Annotated in this window: 21 protein-coding genes and 1 pseudogene; 11 read left to right on the top strand and 11 right to left on the bottom strand. The window is 69.6% G+C overall.

The genetic code is table 11. The features are described 5' to 3' along the window. Positions 1-241: 241 nt before the first annotated feature. Positions 242-1072 (bottom strand): oxidoreductase, encoded by an 831-nt coding sequence (locus tag BFN33_RS30225; protein WP_069763329.1) that lies wholly within the window; start codon positions 1070-1072, stop codon positions 242-244. 82 nt (positions 1073-1154) lie between these two features. Between BFN33_RS30225 and BFN33_RS30230 the strand changes: the two genes are divergently transcribed. Beyond that, positions 1155-2066 carry a LysR family transcriptional regulator gene (locus tag BFN33_RS30230; protein WP_069763330.1) on the top strand — a complete coding sequence of 304 codons (912 nt, stop codon included), beginning with the start codon at positions 1155-1157 and terminating at the stop codon, positions 2064-2066. 484 nt (positions 2067-2550) lie between these two features. Here the strand turns inward: BFN33_RS30230 and BFN33_RS30235 are convergent, their stop codons facing one another. Then, positions 2551-4731 (bottom strand): DEAD/DEAH box helicase, encoded by a 2181-nt coding sequence (locus tag BFN33_RS30235; protein WP_176742496.1) that lies wholly within the window; start codon positions 4729-4731, stop codon positions 2551-2553. A 308-nt stretch (positions 4732-5039) separates the two neighbouring features. Then, positions 5040-6128 carry a redox-regulated ATPase YchF gene (gene ychF / locus BFN33_RS30240; RefSeq protein WP_062046027.1) on the bottom strand — a complete coding sequence of 363 codons (1089 nt, stop codon included), beginning with the start codon at positions 6126-6128 and terminating at the stop codon, positions 5040-5042. A 300-nt stretch (positions 6129-6428) separates the two neighbouring features. Here ychF and BFN33_RS30245 point away from each other — a divergent pair, with 300 nt between their 5' ends. After that, entirely contained in the window at positions 6429-6824 is a 396-nt protein-coding gene (locus tag BFN33_RS30245; RefSeq protein ID WP_069763331.1) for a DUF6542 domain-containing protein, read from the top strand. A gap of 46 nt (positions 6825-6870) precedes the next feature. Here BFN33_RS30245 and ppgK read toward each other — a convergent pair whose 3' ends face one another. Then, a complete protein-coding gene (gene ppgK, locus BFN33_RS30250; RefSeq protein WP_069763332.1) occupies positions 6871-7614 on the bottom strand; it encodes a polyphosphate--glucose phosphotransferase in 744 nt (247 codons plus the stop codon). A gap of 29 nt (positions 7615-7643) precedes the next feature. Continuing rightward, a complete protein-coding gene (locus BFN33_RS30255; protein WP_079141079.1) occupies positions 7644-8645 on the bottom strand; it encodes a 4-hydroxy-3-methylbut-2-enyl diphosphate reductase in 1002 nt (333 codons plus the stop codon). A 140-nt stretch (positions 8646-8785) separates the two neighbouring features. Between BFN33_RS30255 and BFN33_RS52100 the strand changes: the two are divergent. The 4 genes and pseudogenes from BFN33_RS52100 to BFN33_RS30275 form a co-directional block, all read left to right on the top strand. Then, a pseudogene (locus tag BFN33_RS52100) lies at positions 8786-8953 on the top strand (amino acid permease); the annotation flags it as partial. Positions 8954-9182: 229 nt separating this feature from the next. Next, positions 9183-10391: an exodeoxyribonuclease VII large subunit gene (xseA, locus tag BFN33_RS30265; protein WP_069763335.1), complete on the top strand. Its 1209-nt coding sequence runs from the start codon at positions 9183-9185 to the stop codon at positions 10389-10391. Positions 10392-10400: 9 nt separating this feature from the next. Then, positions 10401-10637 carry an exodeoxyribonuclease VII small subunit gene (locus BFN33_RS30270; protein WP_069763336.1) on the top strand — a complete coding sequence of 79 codons (237 nt, stop codon included), beginning with the start codon at positions 10401-10403 and terminating at the stop codon, positions 10635-10637. A gap of 137 nt (positions 10638-10774) precedes the next feature. Beyond that, a complete protein-coding gene (locus BFN33_RS30275) occupies positions 10775-11365 on the top strand; it encodes a malonic semialdehyde reductase (RefSeq protein ID WP_069763337.1) in 591 nt (196 codons plus the stop codon). Positions 11366-11425: 60 nt separating this feature from the next. On the opposite strand, the gene BFN33_RS30280 is transcribed toward BFN33_RS30275, so the two are convergent. Next, positions 11426-11947 (bottom strand): DUF4245 domain-containing protein, encoded by a 522-nt coding sequence (locus tag BFN33_RS30280; RefSeq protein ID WP_069763338.1) that lies wholly within the window; start codon positions 11945-11947, stop codon positions 11426-11428. Between the two features lie 126 nt (positions 11948-12073). On the opposite strand from BFN33_RS30280, the gene glpX reads away from it, so the two are divergent. Next, positions 12074-13108, top strand: coding sequence for a class II fructose-bisphosphatase (gene glpX / locus BFN33_RS30285; protein WP_037719931.1), 1035 nt, complete (start codon positions 12074-12076; stop codon positions 13106-13108). Between the two features lie 137 nt (positions 13109-13245). Here glpX and BFN33_RS30290 read toward each other — a convergent pair whose 3' ends face one another. Both BFN33_RS30290 and BFN33_RS30295 read right to left on the bottom strand, forming a co-directional pair. After that, positions 13246-13620 (bottom strand): WhiB family transcriptional regulator, encoded by a 375-nt coding sequence (locus BFN33_RS30290; protein ID WP_079072149.1) that lies wholly within the window; start codon positions 13618-13620, stop codon positions 13246-13248. A gap of 174 nt (positions 13621-13794) precedes the next feature. Then, entirely contained in the window at positions 13795-14511 is a 717-nt protein-coding gene (locus BFN33_RS30295) for a DUF1707 domain-containing protein (protein WP_069763339.1), read from the bottom strand. A 166-nt stretch (positions 14512-14677) separates the two neighbouring features. Here BFN33_RS30295 and BFN33_RS30300 point away from each other — a divergent pair, with 166 nt between their 5' ends. Beyond that, a complete protein-coding gene (locus BFN33_RS30300; RefSeq protein WP_069763340.1) occupies positions 14678-16348 on the top strand; it encodes a fumarate hydratase in 1671 nt (556 codons plus the stop codon). A 62-nt stretch (positions 16349-16410) separates the two neighbouring features. Here BFN33_RS30300 and BFN33_RS30305 read toward each other — a convergent pair whose 3' ends face one another. Then, positions 16411-17595: an epoxide hydrolase family protein gene (locus BFN33_RS30305; protein WP_069763341.1), complete on the bottom strand. Its 1185-nt coding sequence runs from the start codon at positions 17593-17595 to the stop codon at positions 16411-16413. Positions 17596-17682: 87 nt separating this feature from the next. Here BFN33_RS30305 and BFN33_RS30310 point away from each other — a divergent pair, with 87 nt between their 5' ends. Next, positions 17683-18261 carry an ABATE domain-containing protein gene (locus BFN33_RS30310; protein WP_069763342.1) on the top strand — a complete coding sequence of 193 codons (579 nt, stop codon included), beginning with the start codon at positions 17683-17685 and terminating at the stop codon, positions 18259-18261. Here the strand turns inward: BFN33_RS30310 and BFN33_RS30315 are convergent. Further along, complete coding sequence (locus BFN33_RS30315; RefSeq protein WP_176742497.1) at positions 18254-18739, bottom strand: hypothetical protein; 486 nt, start codon at positions 18737-18739, stop codon at positions 18254-18256. The genes BFN33_RS30310 and BFN33_RS30315 overlap by 8 nt on opposite strands. A 67-nt stretch (positions 18740-18806) precedes the next feature. Then, positions 18807-19136 (bottom strand): hypothetical protein, encoded by a 330-nt coding sequence (locus tag BFN33_RS30320; RefSeq protein ID WP_069763344.1) that lies wholly within the window; start codon positions 19134-19136, stop codon positions 18807-18809. 346 nt (positions 19137-19482) lie between these two features. Here BFN33_RS30320 and BFN33_RS30325 point away from each other — a divergent pair, with 346 nt between their 5' ends. Both BFN33_RS30325 and BFN33_RS30330 read left to right on the top strand, forming a co-directional pair. After that, positions 19483-20100, top strand: a complete 618-nt coding sequence (locus BFN33_RS30325) for a hypothetical protein (protein WP_069763345.1) — start codon at positions 19483-19485, stop codon at positions 20098-20100. 43 nt (positions 20101-20143) lie between these two features. Continuing rightward, positions 20144-21553 (top strand): aspartate ammonia-lyase, encoded by a 1410-nt coding sequence (locus BFN33_RS30330; RefSeq protein WP_079141080.1) that lies wholly within the window; start codon positions 20144-20146, stop codon positions 21551-21553. Positions 21554-21567 lie beyond the last annotated feature (14 nt).

Consider the following 21567-nt stretch of genomic DNA (forward strand, 5'->3'; position numbering starts at 1 on the left):
GGCGGGCGGACCGACGCCACGCCACTCCGGTGGCCGCCCCTGCAGCCTCAGCCGCCGAAAGCCGTGACCCGGGCAGGTCCTCCCCTCGGCGACCGGACGGGGCGGGCGGACCGACGCCACGCCACTCCGGTGGCCGCCCCTGCGGCCTCAGCCGCCGAAAGCCGTGACCCGGGCAGGTCCTCCCCTCGGCGACCGGACGGGTGGACCGAAGTGGCGCCACTCCGGTGACCGCCATGGGGTCTCAGTCGTCGAAGGCCGTCGCCCGGGTGGTCTTCTCCCAGGCGGCCACGTCGTTCCGTACGGCGTCGAGGTGGTCGAGTACGGCGGTCACCGCGTCGTCGCCGAGGGGAAGCCGCAGCGGGGTCTCCTCGGCGTCGAGCGCGGCGCGGATCAGGGCCGCCGCCTTCGCCGGGTCGCCGGCCTGGGTGCCGTCGCCGCCGGAGACGAACCCACGGGTCTCGCTCACCTTGGCGTAGACGCCGCTGTCGGTGCTGACCCCCGCGCGGCTGGAGTCGAACAGCGAGGTGCGGAAGGACCCCGGCTCCACGATCAGCACCTTGATGCCGAACTCCCGCACCTCGTCTGCGAGCCCCTCGGACATGCCCTCCAGCGCGAACTTCGTCCCGCTGTACGCCGAGAAGCCCGCGAAGGACAGCTGCCCGCCCATGCTGCTCATCTGCACGATCGCGCCCGAACGCCGCTCGCGCATGACCGGCAGCACCGCCCGCGTGAGCGCCGCCGGTCCGAGGACATGCAGGTCGAACAGCTCGCGCAGTTCGGCGTCGGTGGTCTCCTCGAAGGCGCCGACATGGGTCCGGCCCGCGTTGTTGACCAGCACGTCGATCCGCCCGTGCCGGGCCACCACATCCCGTACGACGGCCTCCGCGGCGGACGTGTCGGTCACGTCCAGACGCACCGCCTCCACCTGGTCGGGGTGGGCGGCCACGAGGTCGTCCAGCGCCTCTGGCCTGCGGACCGCGCCCACCACGACATCGCCGTCGGCCAGGGCCGCCTCGGCGATCGCCCGCCCGAATCCGCTGCTCGCGCCCGTGATCAGCCAGACCTTGTTCATGACGACTCCTCTTCTCGGGTTCTTCCGCGAACCAGCCTGCCGCCGAAGTCGGTTGCCCGTCCAAGACCCACGGTGATAACCGATGGCTATGACGATCGACGTGCATGTACGGGACCTGCGTTACTTCCTGGCGGTGGCCGAGGAACTGCACTTCACCCGCGCGGCCGAACGGCTGTACGTGTCACAGCCCGCGCTGAGCAAGCAGATCCGGGCACTGGAGCGGCAGTTGGGCGTGGAGCTGTTACGGCGGGACCCGCGGGGCGTCCTGCTCACCGAGGCGGGTCAGGCACTGCTGCCGCACGCCCGGCAGGTACTGGCGGCCTGGGCGGCGGCGGACGCCGCGATGGCGACGGCCCGGGCGGCGGGGCGCGGCACGCTGGTGGTGGGCATGAGCACCAGCCCCGGCCGCGGCGGTCTGCTCCCGGCGATCCGCTCCCGCTTCACGGCCGCGCATCCGGAGGCGGTCGTACGGCTCCGGCAGATGGGCTGGCAGGACCCGACCGCGGGTCTGGCGGACGGCGAGACCGAGGTCGCGTTCGTCTGGCTGCCGCTGCCCGACGAGGAGCGCTACGGGTGGACGGTGATCGCCGAGGAGTCCCGCCTGGTCGCCCTCCCCGACAGCCACCCGCTCGCCGCCCGCGAGGAGATCGACTTCGCCGACCTGGCCGACGAACCGTTCCTCGCCCTGCCGCCGAGCGCGGGACCCCTGCGCGACTTCTGGCTCGCCCTCGACGAACGGTCCGGTCGGCCGCCCCGCATCGGCGCGGAGATCGCCGGCACGGAGGAGACGTACGAGGCCCTCGTCGCGGGCCTGGGCATCTGCCTCGTGGCCGCCGGAAACGCCCCTTTGATCACCCTGGGCGGGGTGGTCACCCGGCCGGTCCGCGGGATCGGCCCGAGCAGATACGTACTTGCCTGGCGCAAGGAGGACGGGGGGCGGCCGCTGGTGCGGGGGTATGCGGAGGCGTGCCGGGCGGTGGCGGGGGCGGTCTGACGGGGGGTGATCTTCGGCCCCGAGCGCCACGGCACGGAACAGGGGTGGTCGGGGGCGGCGGGGTCGCGTTGCGGAGCGGCTGAGGCCGGGCTGGGCGGGTCAGGACACGGTGTCCGCCGCCGCGGGGCCCCGCTGCCGGGTGTCCGCGGCCGGTGCCGGACCCGGGACGCTCCGCGGTCCATCCTGGTCGAACCGCCCGGGGCAATCCACTTCCGCGCACCTCAGGTATGTGCGCGAGGGTGGGGGTCGGAGACTGGGACGGCTGACCTCGAACCCGGCCTGGAAGCGGCTCGCGGCACCCAGTCCGCCGAGCATGTCGGCGATGCGGCGGCGCAGATCGCGTACGGACAACGGGCGGGCCCGGAGCCAGTGGTCGCGGACGCCCGCGCAGTGGCGGAATGCGGAAGCGCCTCGCGAGACCCGGGCACAAGTCAGGCCTGGCCTCACCCTCCTGGTCTGCAAGACCACGGTCGGCTCGGCCCGTTCACTCGGCTGCTGTGAGCCTCTCGTCCGCCATGCCCAGACGCGCCTGCTCCTCCTCGACGATCCGTCGGGCCAGCTCGGTGTCCGACACGTCGATCGCGTCCGGGGAGGCTTCGGCCACGGCGCTGCGGCGGGCGTAGGCATCGAAGAGACGCGTCTTGGCCTCCAGCAGCTTCACCAGGCGTTCGTCGACGCCCCCCGTGGCGAGGAGACGGTGGACGCGGACCGGCCTGACCTGACCCATGCGGTGGGCCCGGGCCACCGCCTGGTGCTCGATGGTCGGCTTGATCTGGGGTTCGCAGATGACCACGACGGAGGCTGCCTGCATGTTGAGGCCGACGCCCGCTGCCTGGATCTGCGCCAGGAGCACCGCGGGGCCCGGAGCACCGGCGAAGTCGTCGACGATCTGCTGCCGCCGCCCGGCCGGGACGCTTCCGGTGAGCGGACCGAACAGTGGAACACCATCGGTGCTCCCTGGCGCGAGTGCTTCCTTCACCACGCTCAGGACGTCCTTGAAATAGGAGAAGACCACCGTCTTCTGCCCGTTCTCCCCGGCCTCCTGAACGATCTCCCGGAGCCGGTCCAGCTTCGCCGACTTCTCGGGGCGCATGTACGGGGCCCTGCGCATCGCCATGAAATTGCCTGCGCGCACGGCTTCGCGGTACGCCTCCTCGTCCGATGCGCTCAGCTCCTCCCACTCGTCGGTCTGCTGCAGACTCGGGAGTTCCGTCAGAACGTCCTCCTGGTTGCGCCGCAGGTAGACCGGGGCCACGGCTTTGCGGAAGGCGACCGATCCGGCCAACGCTTCCCGTTCACCTAGGGCGTCCGCGAGATCGCCGTCGAGCATTCGGACCAGGTTGTGGAATTCCACGACCCTGTTCTCCATCGGGGTTCCGGTCATGAGGAGGGTGCGCCCGCAACGCTCCGCCCACAGAGCGACCGCCTGGGACCGCTTGGCCTTCGGGTTCTTCACGGAGTGCGCTTCGTCCACCACGAGCAGTCCGACCTCACCGCCGCCCGGCACGGGAAACCCGCGCAGCGCGTCGAAAGTGGTCACCCCGACCCCGCCCCGCCCCTTCCAGTCGGCGAACGCGTGGTGCCGGTCGGAACCGTGGAGCACCATGACACGCAGGGCGCTGCGGGCCTCGATCTCGCGTGTCCAGTTCACGAGGACGCTCGCCGGACAGACGACCATGAAGTGGCTCTGTCCCTCGGCGGCCAGGTGTGCCAGCACGGCGATCGCCTGGATGGTCTTCCCGAGGCCCATCTCGTCGCCGAGAATCACCTTGCGTTGCGCGAGCGCGAACCGGGCGCCGAACGCCTGGTACCCCCGCAGGGAGACCCGCCGGTGCGCGTCGTCGAGACGTTGACTCCGTACCCTCTCGGCGATCTCGTCCGGCAGGAAACCCTCGGCAGCCGCCGTGTCCGGCAGCCGCCCGGAGATCTCGGCGAGCAGGCTGTAGTACTCGGCGGAGCGGAGTTCGAAGTCCACCCAGGCCGCGATGTCGGACGAAGGGCCCCGGAGCAGGTCCACCGATGCCTGGGCGAACAGCCCGGGCAGGTCCGCCCGCTCCGCCTCGTCCACCAGTGACCGGATCTCGGTGACCGCGGCCGACGCGCGAGCCTTCTTCTCCCGGCCCGCCAGGAACATGCGGATCCGTCCGGTGGCGGGTCCCGCGTCGGCGAGCAACGGACCGAGCCGTTCCGACAGGACGGCGGCCCTGTCCACGGCACGGCGAGTGTCCGGGCCGGCCTCCACCAGTACGTGCAGGGCCATGACGAGCGCGGTCGTGCTCGGTTCCGGCCGGTCCATGTCGATGTGCACGGCCACGGCCTCGTGCACGGCCTCGGAGAGTCGGCGGGCGGCCGCGACCATCTGGTCGACGGTGCGCTGCCCGACACCGGGAATCTGCCGCAACCGGTAGGGGCCCGCTTCGAGGACATCGCCCACTGAGTGCAGGCCGCTCTTCTCGACACTCCCCAGCCGCAGCCGTCCTTCGGTGACGTCCTGCAGTCGGGCCACGGGGATGGTGTCCAACTCCCGCTTGACCGCCGCGTCGTGGATCGGCTTCAGCGCCGCGCGTGCCGCCTCCACCGCCCTTCCGTGGTCACCGGCCACGGCCTGGGCCGCCTCGTACAGTCGCACTCCCCCCGCGACCGTGTCCCGCTCACCACGCCCCACGCTTCCCGCCCCTCTGCCACCCTCCCGCATCCTCCCACCGTCCGACGGACGCCCGCGGCGCCCGGTGAACGACTCAGATCCACCTGCGGATATTCACAGCTCCCGCCGAGGCCCCCACAACGACGAAGCCGTCGGACGACGGCCCGGCGACCTGCCCGGTGGTCGTTGCACAGGAGCGCGCAGGCGGCTTCAATCTCTTCGCGGGTGGGCCGCGCCGTCGTGGTGCCGGCCGACGGGGCGAGGACCCGGACGGAGGGGAACCCGTGCCCGATCCACGAGTCGGTGGGGCACGGGTTCCTGATCAACCGTCAGACGTTGAAGCGGAACTCCACCACGTCCCCGTCCTGCATCACGTACTCCTTGCCCTCCATCCGCGCCTTCCCCTTCGCGCGGGCCTCGGCGACCGAGCCCGTCTCCACCAGGTCGTCGAAGGAGATGACCTCCGCCTTGATGAAGCCCTTCTGGAAGTCGGTGTGGATGACTCCGGCGGCCTCGGGGGCGGTCGCGCCCTTCTTGATGGTCCAGGCGCGGGATTCCTTGGGGCCTGCCGTGAGGTAGGTCTGCAGGCCGAGGGTGTTGAAGCCGACGCGGGCGAGGGTGGCGAGGCCCGGCTCCTCGGCGCCGACCGACTCCAGGAGCTCCATCGCGTCCTCCTCGTCGAGCTCGGCGAGGTCCGCCTCCAGCTTGGCGTTGAGGAAGATCGCCTCGGCGGGGGCGACCAGGGCTCGCTGCTCGTCCTTGAAGGACTCGTCGACCAGCTCGTCCTCGTCGACGTTGAAGACGTACAGGAAGGGCTTCGTCGTCAGCAGGTGCAGGTCGTGCAGGAGCTCCTCGTTGCCGGAGCCCTGGACGATGCCCGCGGAGAACAGCGTGTCACCCTTCTCCAGGATCTCCTTCGCCGCCTCCACCGCCGCGACCTTCGGGACGGTGTCCTTCTTGATCCGCGACTCCTTCTGGAGACGGGGCAGGACCTTCTCGATGGTCTGGAGGTCGGCGAGGATCAGCTCGGTGTTGATCGTCTCGATGTCGTCCTTGGGCGAGACCTTGCCGTCGACGTGCACGACGTTCTCGTCCTTGAAGGCGCGGATGACCTGGCAGATCGCGTCCGACTCACGGATGTTCGCCAGGAACTTGTTGCCCAGGCCCTCACCCTCGGAGGCGCCCTTCACGATGCCCGCGATGTCCACGAAGTCGACGGTCGCCGGGAGGATCTTCTGGGAGGAAAAGATCTCGGCCAGTTTCGCCAGCCGCGGGTCCGGGACGCCGACCACACCGACATTCGGCTCGATCGTGGCGAACGGGTAGTTGGCCGCCAGCACGTCGTTCTTGGTCAGGGCGTTGAACAGGGTCGACTTGCCGACATTCGGCAGACCGACGATTCCGATCGTGAGCGACACGTTGCGACTTCCCGTACGTGAGAGGAGACGTGAGGAGACTGGCGGCCAGGGGGCCGATCCACCAGTCTACGGCGTGCCGCAACACGCCCCGGCTGACCTCTCGAACGCATGGCCAAGGTCTTTCCCACCGCGTGTCCGAAGAGCGATTCCACACATAAACAGACCTAGGTTGGTCCAGTGGAGCAACACAGGACCCGACCCCCGCACAACGGAACACGACGACCGGCCCCGGGAGCGCCGCTGCCCTCGCAGGCCCGCGGAGAGCGACGGCCGGCGGCGCCCCGCCGCCCCCCGCCGCCCGTGGTCCAGACGCTGCGACGGTTTCCCAACCCCCGGCTCACCGGGCTCGGCGGCGGCCTGTTCTGCGCCGGGCTGATGTTCGTGCTCGGCTGCCTCGTCTCACTGCTGTTCGGCTCGTCGCTGACGGTGTACGGCGTGCTGTTCGTGCCGGTGAGTGTGCTGACCGCGGTCTGGATGCGCCGGGGCGATCTGCTGACCGCCCCGATCATCGTCCCGATCGCCTTCGCCGCCGGGCTCGTCCCGGTCGCCGACAGCGGCGGCGGTACGTCGGGCCGGCTGATGGGCCTGTTCACCGCGCTGGCCACGCAGGCCGGCTGGCTCTACGCCGGCACGATGGCCGCCGGCATCATCGCGCTGGTCCGCCGGATCCGCCTGGTGCGGCGCCGCTCGCGCTGACGAGGGCCGTTGGCGGTGCGAAGGGGGACAGTCGTCGACCCGCCCCCTAGCTCTCCACCGCCCGCATCGCCGCCCCCACGATCCCCGCGTTGTTCTGCAGCTGCGCCGGGACGATCTCGGCCTTTATGCCCTCGATGTGCGGCAGGAACTTCTGGGACTTGCGGCTGACGCCGCCGCCGATGATGAACAGCTCGGGCGAGAAGAGCATCTCGACATGGGCGAGGTACTTCTGGACTCGGTGGGCCCAGTGCTCCCAGGTGAGCTCCTCGACCTCCCTGGCCCTGCTGGACGCCTTCTTCTCGGCGTCGTGGCCCTGCAGCTCCAGGTGGCCCAGCTCGGTGTTGGGGACGAGGACGCCGTCGACGAAGACCGCGCTGCCGATGCCGGTGCCGAAGGTGAGCAGAATGACGGTGCCCTTGCGGTCCTTGCCCGCGCCGAAGTTCATCTCGGCGACGCCCGCCGCGTCCGCGTCGTTGACGACGGTCACCGGGAGTCCGCCGAGCCGCTCGCTGAACAACGCGCGCGCGTCGGTGTCGATCCAGCTCTTGTCGACATTGGCCGCCGTGCGGATCGTCGAGCCGCCGGTGACCACGCCGGGGAAGGTCAGGCCGACCGGTCCCGTCCACCCGAAGTGGTCCACGACCTGCTTCACCCCGTCGGCCACGCCGTCGGGCGTGGCCGGGTGCGGGGTGAACACTTTGTGGCGCTCCTGGGTGAGGTCGCCCTTGTCCAGGTCCACAGGGGCGCCCTTGATCCCGGATCCGCCGATGTCCAAGCCGAAGATCTGCATGGCCCTACGTTACGACGGACGACTGACAGTCACGCCGGGGAGGTCCCCTTACGCTCCGCGACCAGGGCCGCCGCCTCGTCGCGCAGGTCGCGGCGCAGTTCCTTCGGCAGCGAGAAGGTGATGGACTCCTCGGCCGCCTTCACGAGCTCCACGTCGCCGTATCCGCGCTGCGACAGCCACTCCAGGACCTCCTCGACCAGCACCTCCGGCACCGAGGCGCCCGAGGTCACGCCGACGGTGGTCACGCCCTCCAGCCAGGCCTCGTCGATCTCGCTCGCGTAGTCCACGAGGTAGGCCTCGCGGGAGCCGGCCAGCTTGGCGACCTCGACGAGCCGCTTGGAGTTGGAGGAGTTGCGGGACCCGACCACGATGACCAGCTCGGCCTCGGCGCCCATCTGCTTCACCGCGAGCTGACGGTTCTGCGTGGCGTAGCAGATGTCGTCGCTGGGCGGGGAGATGAGCTGCGGGAACTTCTCCTTGAGGGCGTCGACGGTCTCCATCGTCTCGTCGACGGACAGCGTGGTCTGGGAGAGCCAGACGACCTTCGACTCGTCGCGGACCTCGACCTTGGCGACGTCCGAGGGGCCGTCGACCAGCGTGATGTGGTCGGGGGCCTCGCCGGAGGTGCCGATGACCTCCTCGTGGCCCTCGTGCCCGATCAGGAGGATGTCGTAGTCCTCGTCGGCGAAGCGGACGGCTTCCTTGTGGACCTTGGTGACGAGCGGGCAGGTCGCGTCGATGGTGGCGAGCTTGCCGCGCGCGGCCTCCTCGTGGACGACGGGGGCGACGCCGTGGGCCGAGAACATGACGATGTTGCCCGGCGGGACCTCCTCCGTCCGTTCGACGAAGATGGCGCCCTTCTTCTCCAGGGTCTGTACGACGTACTTGTTGTGGACGATCTCGTGCCGGACGTAGACCGGAGCGCCGTACTGCTCCAGGGCTTTCTCGACGGCGATCACGGCGCGGTCCACACCCGCGCAGTAGCCACGGGGGGCGGCGAGCAGGACACGGCGGCCAGGCGAAGCAGTCATGTGTCCCATCGTAAGGCCGCGTTCGGCCGGTCAAAGATCGCGTGCCCGTGACCTTCCCGGGAAGACCTACCCGGGGATGTGGGGGCGGGACGTGCGAGGCACAGGCGGCGGACCGTACGACCGAGGAGCGAAAGGGCGACCTGCGGCGCCGCCTGGGCTACCGGGACCTCGTCGTCCACGGGCTGCTGTTCATCGCCCCCAAGGCGCCCGTCGGCGTCTACGGCACCCTGGACGCCAAGTCGCACGGGGCGGTCGCCTTCGTCTATGCCGTCGCCACCGCGGCGACGGCTTTCACCGCGTTCAGTTACGGCGACGGGGCGGGCCGGTGATCTGGTGGCGGCAAGTGCTGGTGCCGGTGGCCGGCGCGGTGATCACGGGCCGTGATCGTGGAGGCGTCGGAGGCGGCACAGGTGGTGGGCGCGGTGTGGTTGGTCGTGGGGCTGTCGGTGCTCGTCGGGCAGCGAAGGAGGCCGGATCCCGCAGCGCTGTGACGGCCGGTGACGGTGCGTTGTCGTACCGGGCCGTTACGCTCGCGGCATGGCTGTGAACTCGACTCCCGAAGCGCCCCTGCCCGTCGGCGAGGTGTCGCGCCTGATCGGCGGCTGGATCGACCGCCTCGGTGCCGTGTGGGTCGAGGGCCAGATCACCCAGCTTTCCCGGCGCCCCGGCGCCGGCGTCGTCTTCCTCACGCTGCGCGATCCGTCGTACGACATCTCGGTGAGCGTGACCTGCTTCCGCCAGGTCTTCGACGAGATCGCCGACGTCGTCAGCGAGGGCGCGCGGGTCGTCGTCCTGGCGAAGCCGGAGTGGTACGCGCCAAGGGGCCAGCTCTCGCTGCGGGCCGCCGAGATAAGGCCCGTCGGGGTCGGTGAGCTGCTGGCCCGGCTGGAGCAGCTGAAGAAGTCCCTCACCGCGGAGGGGCTGTTCGCGCCGGAGCGCAAGAAGCCGCTGCCGTTCCTGCCGCAGCTCATCGGGCTGGTCTGCGGCCGGGCCTCGGCCGCCGAGCGGGACGTCCTGGAGAACGCCCGGCACCGCTGGCCGGCCGTCCGTTTCGAGGTGCGCAACGTCCCGGTGCAGGGCGTGCACGCCGTCCCGCAGGTCGTCCAGGCGGTCAAGGAGCTCGACGCGCTGGACGACGTGGACGTGATCATCGTGGCGCGCGGCGGGGGCAGCGTGGAGGATCTGCTGCCGTTCTCCGACGAGCAGTTGGTGCGGGCGGTCGCGTCCTGTCGTACGCCGGTGGTGTCGGCGATCGGGCACGAGCCGGACACTCCGCTGCTCGACTACGTCGCCGACCTGCGGGCCTCCACGCCCACGGACGCGGCCAAGAAGGTCGTACCGGACGTGGGTGAGGAGTACGAGCGGGTGCGGGCACTGCAAGACCGCGCGCGGCGGTGTGTCGAGTCCTTCCTCCAGCGGGAGGAGCGGGGCCTCGCGCAGGCCCTCGCGCGGCCGTCGATAGAGGATCCGCACCGGATGATCGACGAGCGCGCCGACCATGTGTCCGCCCTGGCCGACCGCGGCCGCCGCACCCTGGGCCATCTGCTGGACCGCGCCGACTCCGAGCTGACGCACACGCACGCACGCGTGGTCGCCCTCTCCCCCGCCGCGACCCTCCAGCGCGGGTACGCCGTGCTCCAGAGGGCCGACGGGCATGTGGTGCGGGCGCCGGACGAGGTGACGGCGGAGGAGACCCTGCGGGCGCGGGTCGCCGAGGGTGAGTTCGTTGTCCGAGTCGATGCATAGGGTGGGCGGATGACCAGCAAGGTGGCGGAAGAGGCGCTCGGGTACGAGCAGGCGCGGGACGAGCTGATCGAGGTCGTACGGCGGCTGGAGGCGGGCGGTACGACGCTCGAGGAGTCCCTCGCGCTCTGGGAGCGGGGCGAGGAGCTGGCCAAGGTGTGCCGGCGCTGGCTGGACGGGGCGCGGGCGCGGCTGGACGCGGCACTGGCCGAGGAGGAAGAGGCCGGAGCCGAGGGCGACGCCGAGTAGGAGACCTGGTGATCTGTGAGGCGGATCACGACGCGCCGGTTTTTGTTGAAGGTTGAACTTCAGTCGCGTACGGTCGAGAACGTCAACCGGTCCCCGGTCCGTTTCCCGGGGTCGACGCCCCCTCGAGAAGGTTTTCCATGTCTCTCGTTCTTGACCCCGCCGCTCAGGACCTGCTCTTCCGCGAGGCCCGTACCGCGAACACCTTCACCGACGAGCCGGTGACCGACGAGCAGCTCCAGGCCATCTACGACCTGGTCAAGTACGGCCCGACCGCCTTCAACCAGAGCCCGCTGCGCATCACCCTGGTCCGCTCCGCCGAGGCCCGCGAGCGCCTGGTCCAGCACATGGCTGAGGGCAACCAGCCGAAGACCGCCACCGCCCCGCTGGTCGCGATCCTCTCCGCGGACAACGAGTTCCACGAGGAGCTGCCGGCGCTCTTCCCGCACTTCCCGCAGGCCAAGGACGTCTTCTTCAGCGAGCGCCCCGCCCGCGAGGGTGCCGCCGGGCTGAACGCCGCCCTGCAGGCCGCGTACTTCATCATCGGCGTCCGTGCCGCGGGTCTCGCCGCCGGCCCGATGACCGGTCTGGACTTCGAGGGCGTCCGCAAGGAGTTCCTCGACGACGACCACACCCCGCTGATGGTCGTCAACATCGGCAAGCCGGGCGACGACGCCTGGTTCCCGCGCTCCCCGCGCCTGGCGTACGACGACGTCGTCACCACCGTCTGAGACGGCTGACACACGACGAGAGGGCCCGGCCGCCTGGCGGCCGGGCCCTCTCGCGCGCTCTCACGCCGTCTTGAGCGACTTCGCCATCTCGGTCAGCTGGGCGAACGATCCCGTGCCCGCGACCACCGTCGTCGCCCCGTCACCAGTGTGCACGAGGGCGTCGTAGCGGCCGCCCGTGTACCGCGTCCAGGTGCGGCCCGCGATCTGCTGGGTCTGCTTCGTCGCCTCGCCGCCCTGGCTCGCCTCGTCGATGAACGTCGACGGCTTCTGAGCGGACTGCTCGACCTGCACGTACTGACCACCAGGGGCCTGGAAACCCAGGTGCCAGGCGTCGAACTGGTCGCCCTGGAAGCGCACCGAGGTCGCCTTCCAGCCGGCCGGCAGTTCCTCGGGCGCGGCCACCGGATAGGAGGCCGCGCGGCGGGCCGTGAGCAGCTCGACGCGGTAGTCGACCGTCTTGATGTCGGGAGCGGAGTCGTCGTGCGGAATGAACACGTAGATGACCGCCGCCGCGATCCCGATCAGGCCCAGGGAGAGAATCATGTCCCGGACCGTCTTCTGCTTGCCGTTCGAACCTGCCACGCCCCTATCGTCGCAGGTGCCCGGTCCGCTCATCCGTGGGGTCCCCTGCTCATTTTGTCGGACTGGGGATAGAGTCGATGGTCGAACCCTCATCCGGCCGTCGTCGTATCAGAAAGGTGCGCTCCGATGACCGAGCATCATCATCTGCCGTCCGAACTCGAAGTTCCCTCCGAGGCCCCCGACCGCAACCTCGCCCTGGAACTCGTCCGGGTGACCGAAGCCGCCGCGATGGCGGCGGGCCGCTGGGTCGGCCGGGGCGAGAAGAACGGCGCCGACGGCGCCGCGGTGCGCGCCATGCGGTCCCTCGTCTCCACCGTGTCGATGAACGGCGTGGTCGTCATCGGCGAGGGCGAGAAGGACGAGGCCCCGATGCTCTTCAACGGAGAGCGCGTGGGCGACGGGACCGGGCCCGAGTGCGACATCGCCGTCGACCCGATCGACGGGACCACGCTGACGGCCAAGGGCATGCCGAACGCGATCGCCGTGCTGGCCGCGGCGGACCGTGGGTCGATGTTCGACCCGTCCGCCGTGTTCTACATGGACAAACTGGTCACGGGTCCCGAGGCCGCGGACTTCGTCGACATCAACGCGCCGGTCTCCGTGAACATCCGGCGGGTCGCCAAGGCCAAGCGGTCCACTCCGGAGGACGTGACCGTGGTCATCCTCGACCGGCCCCGGCACGAAGGGATCATCAAGGAGATCCGGGAGGCCGGGGCGCGGATCAAGCTGATCTCCGACGGTGACGTGGCGGGGTCGATCTACGCGCTGCGCGAAGGCACCGGCGTCGACATGCTGCTGGGCATCGGCGGTACGCCCGAGGGCATCATCTCGGCCTGTGCCGTGAAGTGCCTCGGGGGGACGATCCAGGGCAAGCTGTGGCCGAAGGACGACGAGGAGCGGGCGCGGGCGATCGACGCCGGGCACGATCTGGACCGGGTGCTCATGACGGACGACCTGGTGTCCGGGGAGAACGTGTTCTTCGTGGCCACGGGTATCACCGACGGGGAGCTGCTCCGGGGTGTCCGGTATCGCTCGGAGACGGCCACGACCGACTCGATCGTGATGCGGTCCAAGTCCGGGACGGTTCGGCGGATCGACTCCGAGCATCGGCTCAGCAAGCTGCGGGCCTACAGCGCGATTGATTTTGATCGCGCCAAATAGCTCGGGGGCCGTGCGGCCTTGACAGCTGCGGGTGCGTCGTGGCTGGTCGCGCGGTTCCCCGCGCCCCAGGTGAGTTCACTCGCCGCCGTTCAAGAAGGCGCCCCCGGTGCGGTGGGGGCGCCTTCTTGTGCGAGTGCTCAGCCCGCCTGGGCTATGCGCGCCGCCCTGGCCGCCTTCTGCAGTTCCAGGTCGCGGCGGCGCCTTCGGGCCAGGACCACCCGGCGTTCCGCTGCGGTGAGGCCGCCCCAGACGCCGTAGGGCTCGGGTTGGAGCAGGGCGTGTTCGCGGCACTCGACCATGACGGGACAGCGGGCGCAGACGCGCTTGGCGGCCTCCTCGCGCGAGAGCCTGGCGGCGGTGGGTTCCTTGGACGGGGCGAAGAACAGGCCGGCCTCGTCGCGCCGGCACACCGCCTCGGTGTGCCATGGAGCGTCTTGGTCCCTGTCCCGCACTGGCACCCGCTGGGCCGGAACGGCAGCTACCTGCAGGGACGAATGCGGCGGTTGCAGCACGGTCTACTCCTGACGACGGCTTCGCGAGCGAGAGACGATGCAGCAAGCCCTACCCGCTGTGCGCGCGCCTATGCACTGAGTCCCGAACCGCTGGACCGCGGGCGCTCGTGTGCGCTTTCCGGAGCCCGCCCCGGGCGGATCCGTTCCCTACGGATGCGCCCGGATTCACGACCGTCAACGATCCAGGTGTTTGCGCAAACTCTTGTCGACCTTGCGGTCGACCGCGCGCTGAACCCGGTCGAGGATGTCCGCGACGAGTTTGCCCCGCTTCGGCTTCGCGTCGACGCTGCCGAGGACGGCCCAGCCGTCGACGTACACCACGGGTGCGTCATGCTCAGCCGCGTCGAGGGTGTCCACCTGGAAGTCGCCGAGGACACCGACTCCCGTGCCGCGCAGCGAGATGTTCTCGGGGACCCGCACCTCGACGCTGCCGCAGAACGAGAACGCCTTGATGACGACCTGGCGGTACTCGAAGATCGCCTCGCTGAGGTCGATCTCGACGCTGCCGAAGATCGCGTAGGCGTGGATACGGCGGCCCGCGCGCCAGCGGCCTTTGCGGACGGCGGCACTGAAGATCGCCACCACGTTGTCGTCGGGGTCATGGGGTATCGCGTCGGTAGGACGGTTGGGGGCCGGAGTCCAGGCGGGGGCGGCACGGCGCTCGTGGGCCGCCGGAAGGTCCCGTATGAAGACCTCCAGCTCGCCCACCGTCTTGGCGCTCAGCACCGCCTCGACCCGCTCGGCGTGCTCGTCCGCGGTGAGGCGGCCCTCGGCGAGGGCGTCGCGCAGGATGTCGGCGATACGGTCGCGGTCGGCGTCCGAGGCACGCAGGTCGGCCACCGCGGGGGCGGGGCCCGCGTGCTTCTGAGAGTCGGGCTTCTGAAGGTCCACGGCAGCAGCGTACCGAAACGCGATAGATCGCGACTAGGCCTGTGGACAACTCCTGGCGAACCGACTGAGCCTTACCTCACAAGCTCTCGCCCTCGGACAGGTTCTACGCTGGTGCGGCCCGCCAACGGAGGTGGGTGGCCGTCTTTCGAGTGAGGAATGGGCTGAGATGCCTGAGTTCGCGTATACCGATCTGCTCCCCATGGGAGAGGACACCACCCCCTACCGGCTGGTGACCTCCGAGGGTGTCTCCACCTTCGAGGCCGACGGGCGGACCTTCCTCAAGGTGGAGCCGGAGGCGCTGCGCAAGCTCGCCACGGAGGCCATCCACGACATCCAGCACTACCTGCGCCCCGCGCACCTCGCTCAGCTGCGCCGGATCATCGACGACCCCGAAGCGTCGAACAACGACAAGTTCGTAGCGCTGGACCTGCTGAAGAACGCGAACATCGCGGCGGCCGGCGTCCTCCCGATGTGCCAGGACACCGGCACCGCGATCGTCATGGGCAAGCGCGGCCAGAACGTGCTGACGGCGGGCGGTGACGAGGCGGCGCTGTCGAAGGGCATCTACGACGCGTACCTGAACCTCAACCTGCGCTACTCGCAGATGGCCCCGCTGACCATGTGGGACGAGAAGAACACCGGTTCCAACCTTCCCGCGCAGATCGAGCTGTACGCCACCGACGGCGGCGCGTACAAGTTCCTGTTCATGGCGAAGGGCGGCGGTTCGGCCAACAAGTCGTTCCTCTACCAGGAGACGAAGGCCGTCCTGAACGAGGCCTCCATGATGAAGTTCCTGGAGGAGAAGATCCGTTCGCTCGGTACGGCCGCCTGTCCGCCGTACCACCTGGCGATCGTCGTGGGCGGTACGTCGGCCGAGTACGCGCTGAAGACCGCGAAGTACGCCTCCGCGCACTACCTGGACGAGATTCCGGCCGAGGGCTCGGAGCTCGGGCACGGCTTCCGGGACAAGGAGCTGGAGGAGAAGGTCTTCGAGCTGACGCAGAAGATCGGGATCGGGGCGCAGTTCGGCGGCAAGTACTTCTGCCACGACGTGCGTGTCGTACGACTGCCCCGGCACGGCGCGTCCTGCCCGGTCGCCATCGCCGTGTCCTGTTCGGCCGACCGCCAGGCCGTCGCGAAGATCACCGCGGAGGGCGTGTTCCTGGAGCAGCTGGAGACGGACCCGGCGCGGTTCCTGCCCGAGACGACGGACGAGCACCTCGAGTCCGACGGTGACGTCGTCAGGATCGACCTCAACCAGCCGATGGACGACATCCTCGCGGAGCTCACCAAGTACCCGGTGAAGACGCGGCTTTCCCTGACCGGTCCGCTCGTGGTCGCGCGTGACATCGCCCACGCCAAGATCAAGGAGCGTCTCGACGCGGGCGAGGAGATGCCGCAGTACCTGAAGGACCACCCGGTGTACTACGCGGGCCCGGCGAAGACGCCCGAGGGTTACGCGTCCGGTTCCTTCGGCCCGACGACGGCCGGCCGCATGGACTCCTACGTCGAGCAGTTCCAGGCGGCCGGCGGCTCCAAGGTGATGCTCGCCAAGGGCAACCGCAGCAAGCAGGTCACCGACGCGTGCGACGCGCACGGCGGGTTCTACCTCGGCTCCATCGGCGGCCCGGCCGCCCGGCTCGCCCAGGACTGCATCAAGAAGGTCGAGGTCGTCGAGTACGAGGAGCTCGGCATGGAGGCGGTCTGGAAGATCGAGGTCGAGGACTTCCCGGCGTTCATCGTCGTCGACGACAAGGGCAACGACTTCTTCACTTCACCGGAACCCGAGCAGCCGACGTTCACCACCATCCCGGTCCGGGGTCCTGGCCTGGCCTGAGTCGCGGCCACAGTCGCATCCTCCAGGCCCCTCGGCGGACGCCGGGGGGCCTGTTGCTGCGTTCATCGATCGGCGGCCAGTACCGCCGCGAGGCCCTCTTGCAGATCCTTGACGAAATAGCCGGGGACCTCCAGGGACGGGAAATGGCCCCCGACTTCCGGTGACCTCCATCGGACGATCTGCCGGTACCGCTCCTGTGCCCAGGGACGCGGAGACCTCTCGATGTCGCGGGGATACATGGTGATCGCCGACGGCACGTCGACACGGAGTTCGGGGTCCAGCGAGTTGTGGCTCTCGTAGTAGATGCGGGCCGCCGATGCGCCGGTCCGCGTCAGCCAATACAGCGTGACGTCGTCGAGGACCCTGTCCATGGAAATGGTCTCGAACGGGCTGTCCTCGGTGTCCGACCACTCGGCGAACTTGTCGAGGATCCAGGCAAGCAGCCCGACCGGTGAGTCGACGAGCGAGTAGCCGATGGTCTGCGGTCGGGTCGCCTGCTGCTTCGCGTACGCCGCGCGGTGGCTCCAGAAATCTCGTGTTTCCTCGGTCCACTTGCGCTCGGCCGCCGTCAGCCCGTCCGTGGTCAGCCCGGGCGGCGCCTCAGCGAACAAGGTGTGAATGCCGAGAACGTGCGCCGGGAACCTGCCGCCGAGAACCGTGGTGATATTGCCTCCCCAGTCGCCGCCGTGGGCCGCGAACCTGCTGTACCCCAGCCTTTCCATCAGTTCCACCCATGCGGCCGCGATCTTTTCGGTTCCCCACCCGGTGGTGGCCGGCTTGTCGCTGTAACCGAAGCCCGGGAGCGACGGGACCACGACGTGGAACGCCGGCGCGTCCGCGCTTTTCGGATCCGCCAGCTCGTCCACGACGTCGACGAACTCGGCAATGCTGCCCGGCCAGCCGTGCGTCAGGATCAGCGGAGTGGCGTCTGCGCGCGCGGATCGGCGGTGCAGGAAGTGGATTCCCAGATCATCGATGGTCGTGCGGAACTGGCCGATACGGTCCAGGCGCTCTTCGAACGACCGCCAGTCGTACCCGGTCCGCCAGTAGTTCACGACCTCGACGAGGTCGGCGAGCGGAACGCCCTGGTCCCATCGGCGGGGGCCGGGCGCGGCGCGGTGGACCGTCTCGGCCTCCGGTAGTCGCGCCGCGGCCAGTCGAGCGCGCAGTTCGTCGAGGTCGGCGTCGGTTGCGTGGGCTTCAAATGTCTGCACGTCTGGCTGCGCGTCGCTGGTCGGACGGGACATGAGACCTCCTGGCCGTCGTGGAACCGTCTAAGGCGGTTCCAGCGTGGCATGCCTTCATGCCGACGAGCAACCGGCTAAGGTGGTTCCATGCGTGCCGGCTTCCCTGACTTCCGCCTCGGTACCGTGCTGGCGACGAGCTTCACGGGGACTCTGTCGGAGCGTCACGGCAACGCCGTGGAGCGCATCCCCACGCCGCACCGGCTCGTCGACTGGCTGGCCCTGTACGGCCTCGCCGTGGACTCCTGCACCCCTGCGCAGCTCGACCTCGCGCGGGAACTGAGGGAGTCGATTCACGCCGCCGCGACCGCGGCCGCGATCCAGGAGGCGCTCCCTGCGCCCGCTGTCCAGGTGATCAATGACCGCAGCGTTCAGGGTCGGGCGGCGGCGATCCTGACGCCCGAGGGCCAGCGGCGATGGCAGCTCGGCCCGGCTTCCCGGGTGGAAGACGCCCTCGGCGTGATCGCCGCCGACGCGATCAGCATCATCGCAGGCGAACGAGACGGAAAGCTGGCCTTGTGCGCCTCACCGACCTGCCGGGCCGCCTTCTTCGACACCAGTCAGAGCCGCACCCGCAAATGGTGCGACATGAACACCTGCGGCAACCGCCAGAAAAAGGCCCGCTTCAACGCCAACCAGCGCAAGAACACAGGATCAGCGGTCAGCTGACCGGCGGTCCAGCCAGGAGAACGACCTGATCGGCTTCGACATCGAACCGGAGAACCGGATGGCCGCAGTCGCCCTCCGGCTCCATCAGGACCGGCTTGCCCAGCCGTCTCCCGATGGCCCGCAGGAAGCCGCAGAAAACATCGAGTCGCTCTTGGCCCTGCAGCTCACGCAGATCAACATCGAAGTCGATCTCCTCCGGTGCGCAGAAGCGGAAGATCACCAGCACATCCGGCGTCAACCAGACCCGCAGGTCCGGGCACTCGGCGTCAGCAGGGCGGGACAGCACTGCCTCCGCCCGTGGCACCGGCATCACCACCTCGCCCTCGGAGTACCGGCACTTCCAGCCGCTCGCGCTGATCAGGTCGAGAACCGCCTGCCAGTCCTCCACCGAGGCATCAGGGACACGCACGTCCGGCAGTGACCCCATCTCGTCAAGGTCGAAGCAGTGCTGGACGTCGTCCCACAGAAGATCGGACACACCGCCATGCTCCCTGGCACGCATCCCCGATGCGGCCCGATTTCCTCGACGAGCTTCCTTCGCCGGTTCAGACGGTCTCGTTCCCGCTCTCTGCGGTGGAGCCCGCCGACTGGTCGAACGACCGGCGAGGGCCAGGCAGTCGGGGACGATCGGGGGACGGGAAAGGCGTCGGGTTTCCCGGGTGGTGGCGGTGGCGGTAGGCCAGCCAGGCGCGGAAGGAGACCGAGACCGCCGTGGCGAGGGCGGCGATCACTGTCGGGCCTGTGTCCGCCGCGAGCACGATGACCAGCATGGTCGCCAGGATCGACAGCAGCGCCAGGAGATTGGCGGCCAGTTCGATCATCTGGAAACGCAGGGAATCGCGGTCGTAGTGGGGGTCCCGCCCCGGTCCGTGCATGGACTTTGCCTCTCGGTCGTACAACTCGCCTGCGGGCAGCAGCCGTTCGGCCCCTTCTCCAACCGTCTGCTCATATGTATCACTGACCGCGTTCCGCCACTTGCCACTCACCCACCTCTGGAGTTCTCCGCTAAAAACCGAGAACGGCGGCGGCAATTGGATCTTCGGCGGACTGCCACACTTATCGGGCAGAAAGGAAGGGAGGGCCTCCCCCACCCCCGCCACCCTCAAGATCGTTGAGAGTACGGGGCCCCGGGGGCGATCGACGTTGTCAAAGCACCGCAGATCCCCGATCGAACAGTTCGGCCAGGAGCTCAACGCATTCTGCCTGGACTCGAATGTGAGCATGGCCCGTATCGCGGAAGTCAGTTTTCGCAGCAAGACGGGGGTCTACCGGGCGTGGTGCAAAACGGAGTTGGCCTCCTGGAAACTGATCGAGGACGTGGTCAGGGCGATCTGTGAGATCTGCCAGTATCCCGAGGACAAGGAACAGGAAACCCTCGACTACTGGCGGCGCAGATACCGCGCGGCCGAGGCGGAGGTGCACGCCGCCGAGGACCATGTCGCCTCGCTGCTCAACGACATCGTCGAGCGACTCGACCAGCACACCCACCGCACCGACCGCCTCGAACAGACACTGCAGTCCCTCACCACCGAACTGACCGGGTTACGGCGCGGCCCGTCCTCCGACCCCGGGGCCACTCTCCACTTCGGGTACCTTTCCGGCCGCGAGGCGGACCAGCCGGAGTGGCTGACGGAGATCCGCCGGCACATCGTCCGGTTCGAGCAGGAGGCCGAGCGGCTGCGTACGGAGTCGGAGCAGGCCGACCTGCGCGCACGGGAGTTGGCCGAACACGCCCGCCAGGTCCAGTCCCGCGCCGATGAACTGCACCGTTACCTGGCCACTGCGTTCCCGCCCGCCGAGCGGCCGAGCCTGCCGGGCCAGGTCCTGCGGCAGGAATAGCCTCGGCGGTCACGGACGCTGACCACGACGGAGGTGATCGGCAGTGGCCGACGAGCAGCAGGAACAGGCGTTTCGCATCGAGCACGACTCCATGGGCGAGGTCCGTGTCCCGGTGGACGCCAGGTGGCGGGCCCAGACCCAGCGGGCCGTGGAGAACTTCCCCATCTCCGGGCAGCGGATCGAACGGGCGCACATCGAGGCGCTCGCCCGGATCAAGGGGGCGGCCGCGAAGGTGAACGCGCGCCTGGGGGTGCTCGACAAGGACGTCGCGGAGGCGATCCAGGAGGCGGCCGACGAGGTGGCCCGCGGAGACTGGGACGCGCACTTCCCCGTCGACGTCTTCCAGACCGGGTCCGGCACCTCGTCCAACATGAACGCCAACGAGGTCATCGCGACGCTGGCGACCGAGCGGCTCGGCGAAGGCCGGGGCGTGCATCCCAACGACCATGTCAACGCCTCGCAGTCGTCCAACGACGTCTTCCCGTCCTCCATCCACATCGCCGCCACCGCCGCCGTCACCCGGGATCTGATCCCGGCCCTCGACCATCTCGCCGCGGCCCTCGGCCGCAAGTCCGAGGAGTTCGCCGACGTCGTCAAGTCCGGGCGGACCCACTTGATGGACGCCACCCCGGTGACCCTGGGGCAGGAGTTCGGGGGCTACGCGGCTCAGGTGCGGTACGGCATCGAGCGGCTGCAGGCCTCTCTTCCCCGGCTCGCCGAACTGCCGCTCGGCGGCACCGCGGTCGGCACCGGTATCAACACCCCGCCCGGTTTCTCCGCCGCCGTCATCGAGGAGGTCGCCCGCACCACCGGGCTGCCGCTCACCGAGGCACGGGACCACTTCGAGGCGCAGGGCGCCCGGGACGGGATCGTGGAGACCAGCGGGCAGCTCAGGACCATCGCGGTCGGCCTGACGAAGATCGCGAACGATCTGCGGTGGATGTCGTCCGGGCCCAGGACCGGGCTCGCGGAGATCTCGCTGCCCGACCTCCAGCCCGGCTCGTCGATCATGCCCGGCAAGGTCAACCCCGTGATCCCGGAGGCCGTCCTCATGGTCGCCGCACAGGTCGTCGGGAACGACGCGACCGTCGCCACCGCCGGTGCGGCCGGCAACTTCGAGCTCAACGTCATGCTGCCGGTCATCGCCAAGAACGTCCTGGAGTCGGTCCGGCTGCTCGCCAACGTCTCCCGGCTGCTGGCCGACCGGACCGTCGACGGGATCGTCGCGCACCGCGAACGCGCCCGGGAGTACGCCGAGTCCTCGCCCTCCGTGGTCACCCCGCTCAACAGGTACATCGGGTACGAGGAGGCCGCGAAGGTCGCCAAGAAGGCCCTCGCGGAGCTGAAGACGATCCGCCAGGTCGTACTGGAGAGCGGCTATGTCGAACGCGGCGACCTCACGGAGGAGCAGCTCGACGAGGCGCTGGATGTCCTGCGGATGACACGGCCGTAACCTTTCCCCGCCCC

It is taken from the genome of Streptomyces sp. LUP47B (assembly GCF_001746295.1).
GTDB lineage: Bacteria > Actinomycetota > Actinomycetes > Streptomycetales > Streptomycetaceae > Streptomyces.

Coding starts and splice junctions, on each gene's coding strand:
- BFN33_RS30320 (WP_069763344.1), bottom strand. CDS start 19,136: ATGCACGGACCGGGGCGGGACCCCCACTACGACCGCGATTCCCTGCGT.
- BFN33_RS30225 (WP_069763329.1), bottom strand. CDS start 1,072: ATGAACAAGGTCTGGCTGATCACGGGCGCGAGCAGCGGATTCGGGCGG.
- BFN33_RS30230 (WP_069763330.1), top strand. CDS start 1,155: ATGGCTATGACGATCGACGTGCATGTACGGGACCTGCGTTACTTCCTG.
- BFN33_RS30310 (WP_069763342.1), top strand. CDS start 17,683: ATGCGTGCCGGCTTCCCTGACTTCCGCCTCGGTACCGTGCTGGCGACG.
- BFN33_RS30300 (WP_069763340.1), top strand. CDS start 14,678: ATGCCTGAGTTCGCGTATACCGATCTGCTCCCCATGGGAGAGGACACC.
- BFN33_RS30325 (WP_069763345.1), top strand. CDS start 19,483: ATGGCCCGTATCGCGGAAGTCAGTTTTCGCAGCAAGACGGGGGTCTAC.
- BFN33_RS30275 (WP_069763337.1), top strand. CDS start 10,775: ATGTCTCTCGTTCTTGACCCCGCCGCTCAGGACCTGCTCTTCCGCGAG.
- ppgK (WP_069763332.1), bottom strand. CDS start 7,614: ATGCAGATCTTCGGCTTGGACATCGGCGGATCCGGGATCAAGGGCGCC.
- BFN33_RS30255 (WP_079141079.1), bottom strand. CDS start 8,645: ATGACTGCTTCGCCTGGCCGCCGTGTCCTGCTCGCCGCCCCCCGTGGC.
- BFN33_RS30305 (WP_069763341.1), bottom strand. CDS start 17,595: ATGTCCCGTCCGACCAGCGACGCGCAGCCAGACGTGCAGACATTTGAA.
- BFN33_RS30270 (WP_069763336.1), top strand. CDS start 10,401: ATGACCAGCAAGGTGGCGGAAGAGGCGCTCGGGTACGAGCAGGCGCGG.
- xseA (WP_069763335.1), top strand. CDS start 9,183: ATGGCTGTGAACTCGACTCCCGAAGCGCCCCTGCCCGTCGGCGAGGTG.
- glpX (WP_037719931.1), top strand. CDS start 12,074: ATGACCGAGCATCATCATCTGCCGTCCGAACTCGAAGTTCCCTCCGAG.